Raw genomic sequence first — 1236 nt, forward strand, 5'->3', positions numbered from 1 at the left:
AACCCGCCCTCCACAGCGGGCCTGGTCGGCCAGGGTTTGACCAGGGGCAGCCACTGCTTTCCGGCGAGGGTGGCCAGCATGTCTCCGGTGGCGTACGCCGAGTCTCCGAGCACTTCAATGTGTTCGACGTCTGTAGTGGTGGGATCTGTGGTCACCAGGTCCGCACCGACGGCGGCGTCGGAATTGTCCGGACCGCTGGCCCGAGTCAGCCGGGCCGCAGTGGTCAGCCCGGTATCGGGTTCGACCACGATGTGGGCTTTGAACCCGTCCTGGCGACGCTGCTGGGTCTTGTGCGCGTGCCGGGCATCGGGGTCCACGGTAGAGATCACCCGGTCCGGGACGGTGCGGCGGGCGATGCGCCACCGGCCGTCGGTGCCATCGGAATCCTCGGCGGGCTCGACGTCCTGGCCGGCGACCAATGCCAGCAGCGCCACCGCCTCGGCTGGTCTGCCGCCGGCGGCGGTGATCGCCTCAACATCCAGAGCCTCAAGCAGTGCCAGAGCGTCTGCGACCAGGGCCGAGACCAGCTCGTCGCGGGCGGCCTGGTCATCCCAGGCAATACGCGGCTTACCGGCCTCGGAGTAATCGTGCCCGCACACCGCCGCCAACCGGGTGCACTCGGAGGCGATCAGCTCTTTCGCGCCGGGCACTTCGCGGCCGACCCGCCTGATCTGGGCGATGAGTTGGGTGATCGTGTCCTGACGGGCCACCGCATCATCCAGAACCGTCGAGTCCAGTGCGCGGCGGGTCTTAGTCTTGACCGCTCCGGTCTCGGCGATGACCTGGCGCACCACCTCGAAGATCCGCTGCGGATTCTCGCTGGCGGCCAGCCGGCGCCGCCAGTAAGTCAACGTCGACGAGTCGAAGCCCTTGGCATCGACCGCGTACCCGCACGCGGCCTTCCACCGCAGGTCAAACGTCAACGCATCCACGGCCTCCCGGTCGGAGTGCCCAAACAGAGCCTGAAGCACGATGACCGAGGCGATCACCTCCCCCGGGATCGACGGCCGGCCCCGGCCCGAGGGAAACAGATCGGCGAACAACTCCGCCGGGAACAAGCGATCCCGATGCTCGGCCAGCAACGCGAACACGCTGCCGGGCTCGAGCAGATGCCCCGCCACCGACTCCACATCCAGCAACTCACGCTGCCGATCCCACTCACCCTGCATGAACCAAGTATTTCAGGCCCGGGTCACCCCGCGGGGCGGACACCCTGATTGTTCAGCAGTCTCCTAG

At 67.8% G+C, this 1236-nt stretch carries 1 protein-coding gene; it reads right to left on the reverse strand.

Annotated elements, in window-relative coordinates:
• Nucleotides 1–1169: transposase (locus G6023_RS05755; protein WP_182634410.1), on the reverse strand; the 1169-nt coding region annotated here is incomplete at its 3' end.
• Between the last annotated feature and the right edge of the window lie 67 nt (nt 1170–1236).

Origin of the sequence: Dietzia sp. DQ11-71 (assembly GCF_014144995.1) — a bacterium.
In the GTDB taxonomy this organism is placed as follows: Bacteria; Actinomycetota; Actinomycetes; order Mycobacteriales; family Mycobacteriaceae; genus Dietzia; species Dietzia kunjamensis.